4 protein-coding genes are annotated in these 3601 nt (G+C 43.2%); all 4 read right to left on the bottom strand.

Translation table 11 applies throughout. The features are described from left to right. Positions 1–621: ABC transporter transmembrane domain-containing protein (locus tag J7K79_RS06010; RefSeq protein WP_296906303.1), on the bottom strand; the 621-nt coding region annotated here is incomplete at its 3' end. 6 nt (positions 622–627) lie between these two features. Continuing rightward, positions 628–1344 (bottom strand): ATP-binding cassette domain-containing protein, encoded by a 717-nt coding sequence (locus J7K79_RS06005; protein ID WP_296906300.1) that lies wholly within the window; start codon positions 1342–1344, stop codon positions 628–630. Between the two features lie 9 nt (positions 1345–1353). Beyond that, the gene (locus tag J7K79_RS06000) at positions 1354–2166 is read right to left on the bottom strand and encodes an ABC transporter permease (RefSeq protein WP_296906297.1); all 813 of its coding nucleotides are present in this window, start codon (positions 2164–2166) and stop codon (positions 1354–1356) included. 161 nt (positions 2167–2327) lie between these two features. Continuing rightward, on the bottom strand, positions 2328–3601 hold a 1274-nt coding region (locus tag J7K79_RS05995; RefSeq protein WP_296906294.1), incomplete at its 5' end, for a radical SAM protein.

Raw genomic sequence — 3601 nt, 5'->3', positions numbered from 1 at the left:
TTCTCTTGATCTCTTCATAAACGTTTGATAGCTCTCCTGATCTTTCTGAGAGGTCCTGATGACGAGTTTTTTGAAGAAAAGAGTTGACAGGTAGAACAGAAAAACACTTGCAAGAACAGCAATGGTCAGTTTCACGTTCAGAATGAAGAGCAGTGCAAGAACAACAGCGAAAAATCCCAGATTGAAAGAAATCTGTAATCTTCCAAGATATATCCCTGAAACTGCCTTTGGTATGTCCCGCGTGAACACAGAGAGATAATCACCTGCGTTCTGGGGACTCAAATGATCGAGGGGAAGAGACAGAATCTTTGCATAAGCGCTCTTTGTTTCCCTGGTGCGTGAGTTGTTGACCAGATATCTGGCTGCCGAGTAGTTGAGTTTGTGCATCACAAGGGACTGAAGAATCAGAACGAGGAGATACAGGCCTGCAAAGAGTAAAATCTCCCTGACACTTCTTTTGTAGAAGGCACTATCGATGGTGCTTTTGATGAGAAGTGGAGTGAGAATGTTGAAGGTCAGAAACAGCGCTTCGAGAAAAAAGAAAAGCGGATAGTACTTTTTGTATTTCCTCTCGAACTTTTTGATATCGCCTCTGACGTTACCTGTTGAGAAAAACTTCATAGCTTCTCAATTCCCCGGAAATGCCTGTATCTCTAAAATACCTTTCAACGCTGCCGCTAAATCTTCCTTTTTCGGAGAAAATTCGAGAACTTTTTCGCCTTTTTTCAAAATGATCACCCTGTCTGCAATCTTCAGATCCTCCAAATCGTGGCTTGCGAAGATGACAATTTTACCATTCTCTTTAAGCCTTTTCATGATTTCGTGTATTTTCAATCTTGTTCTGAGATCAACCCCACTGCACGGCTCATCGAAGATGTATATGTTTGCCCTTTTCATCAGAGCTCTTGCTACATCAACTCTTTTTTTGTATCCAGTGGAAAGTTCCATGTACCTCTTTTTCCTGTACTCCAGAAGACCCAGTTCTTTCATCACTTTCTCTGTTTCCCTCCTCAAGGTTTTTCCAAGGAGATTGTTCAGCATACCAAAGAATTTCAGGTTCTCTTCCACACTCAATCTGTAGTAGAAACTCCTCTCATACCCAGTCGATATACTGATCCTTTCCACTGCGAAAGAAGGTTTTTCCACGATGTCCACTTCATCTATAAAAACCTTTCCTTCATCAGGGATGAGAAAGGAGGCGATAATTTTCAAAAGAGTCGTCTTTCCAGAGCCGTTTTCGCCGAAAATCGCTGTGATACTTCCCTCTTCTGCCTCAAAGTTTACTCCCCTTAAAGCTTGCGTTTTCGGGGGGTATTTCTTCCAGACGTCGATCACTCTTAGCACGCTTTCACCTCAGTACCAGCTCAAACTTCCTCTCGATCGAGCCTGTTTGAAAGATTTTTTAAAGGCGATAACTCCTGATGGTATCAGTACCAATCCAGTTGCTGCAAGAAGAATCAGCCCTTTTACTACACTGGAAAGGTGTTCGCCTCTCATAAGAATTCTTCGTAGAAGGTCTATCCCGTACGTGCTGGGAATGAGGTACGAAACAGGTCTTATCCAGTCTGGCAGAATTTCCACGGGAAAGTAAATTCCAGAGAACAGGCCGCTGAGAGTGGTGTACAGCCACCCCACAGGATCTCCTTTCTTTGTGATAAGAACGATGGACGCTGAGAGAAGACCGATTCCCATGAGAGGGAGCATTACAGTGAAGAGGACAACCAGAGCTTCAAGAAAGTTGGGTGTGATGTGAACTGAGAAGAGATAGACCAACCCCAAAAATATCAGTGTGATGTTCATTGTGGTGAAAAGAAAAGAAGATGCGAAACTAAAGAAAAAAAGTTGCGAGAGGGGAGTTTTTGAAAGAAGAATGTACTCAAGCGTTCCCATGTTCTGCTCTCTCTGTATAACACCTTTGAAGGTCATAAGAGCAAGATTTGTGTACGACATAAAAACAGAACCTGTAATGAAGTACGCTAAGATATCGCCGCCGTAACGTTCTATCAGGGGAAAGTAGTTCCCCTGCGCTATGAATTTTCCAATGAGGCCGAACTGAACAATTCCCACAAAACCGGATAAGAGTCCAAGAACAAGCTGCGTTCTGTAAGAGAACCATATGAGGATATCTTTCCTTATGAAGTACAGGGTTTTGATCAGGAGTTTCAAGGGATTTTCACCACCAGTGGAAAATTCGTTTCCACCACGGGGTCTGATCACACTCAGTGTTGCAAAGACCCACACAGTGACTGTTTACACAGTCATCGCAGTTTCCTACTTTATCTCCACATCGGTCTTTCAAACCATTACAAAAACTCAGATAAACCTTTTCATCCACCACTGGATCGTTGAGAAATTCCATGAACGGTACCCCTCCTTTTGTAATCTGCAACTATCTTTATAAATTCATCTAAATTGAACCTCAACGGGATACATGTGTGAGGCTTTTTTACTTTTGAAAATTTCAGGGTTTTGTAAACCACCCTGTTGAAGGCACATCCTCCCATACAGAAAGGAAGAACGAGGCAGTTTCTGCATTCTTCATCTTCAAGTGGGTCATACGTCAACCACTTCAGATACGATCCGGTAAATTCGACACCGGTTTCTTTTAGGAAACCTGAACAGGTCTCCATTCCCAGTTCACCCCAGCATTTGTACACTTTTCCATCCACATCGATCACAAGGCTGTTTTTACACATGGCATCACATCTTGCAAAACGTGGTTTCTTGAAGTACTCAAAGGGGTACTCTGGAATTTTCTCTCTGATGTACCACCACAGTTCAGTCTCTATCTCTGCAAACTCCTCTGTGTTCAGGGGTGTGTCCTGGAAATCCGTGGGATTTCCTTCAGCGATCTCTATGGGCTGGAAGTTGAACTCCACTCTTAACTTTTTCTCGGCGATTCTATCGATGAGTTTCTTCACATCTTCAGCGTTCTCTCTGGACACATTCACTCTGACCTGAACAAATAGGCCTCTTCTGACAGCATGGGAGATGTTTTCGAAAATGGTGTTGAAAGTTGGAGCACCGTTTCTGGCTCTTCTGTACCGATCGTGGTACGCTTCTGTACCGTCCAGTGTTATGTCCAGCGCCTTTATCCCCGCTTTTTGAAGATCATCTACCATCTTTTCTGTCAGGAGGTAACCGTTCGTTACGATGAAAGAATCGTACTTCACCCCATATTTTTCACAAAGCTTTTTGAGCTCACTGCTCAGATTCACTACTGTTTCTTCCAGAAGCAAAGGTTCTCCCCCGTAGAAAGTAACGCTCAACAGGTTTGGCTTTTGATACTCTAATTTTCTTTTCACATCTAGGAGGAGGTTTCTCTGTACTTCCTTTGAGATGGGGGATCTCGAGGAGATATGAAGTGCCTTCTGATAGCAGTAAACGCAGTCGAAGTTGCAGGAATGGGTTAGAACAATTGTGTATCTCAAAAATCTATCACTGTAGCGATACGTGTTGAAGCGGAATTTCAGAAACTCCAGTTCATCGAAGTTGTCATCAAGCAAAAACATTCCCCGTTTCAACTTCTCAACTTCCGCTTTCGAAAGCTCTGTTGAGGAAGGATCTTCCAGGGTCTTCAGTACCTTATTGGTGTTTTTCC

Source organism: Thermotoga sp. (assembly GCF_021162145.1).
Lineage (GTDB): Bacteria > Thermotogota > Thermotogae > Thermotogales > Thermotogaceae > Thermotoga.
Note: the sequence above shows the minus strand (reverse complement) of the source record. Positions and strands in the feature narration are given on the sequence as shown.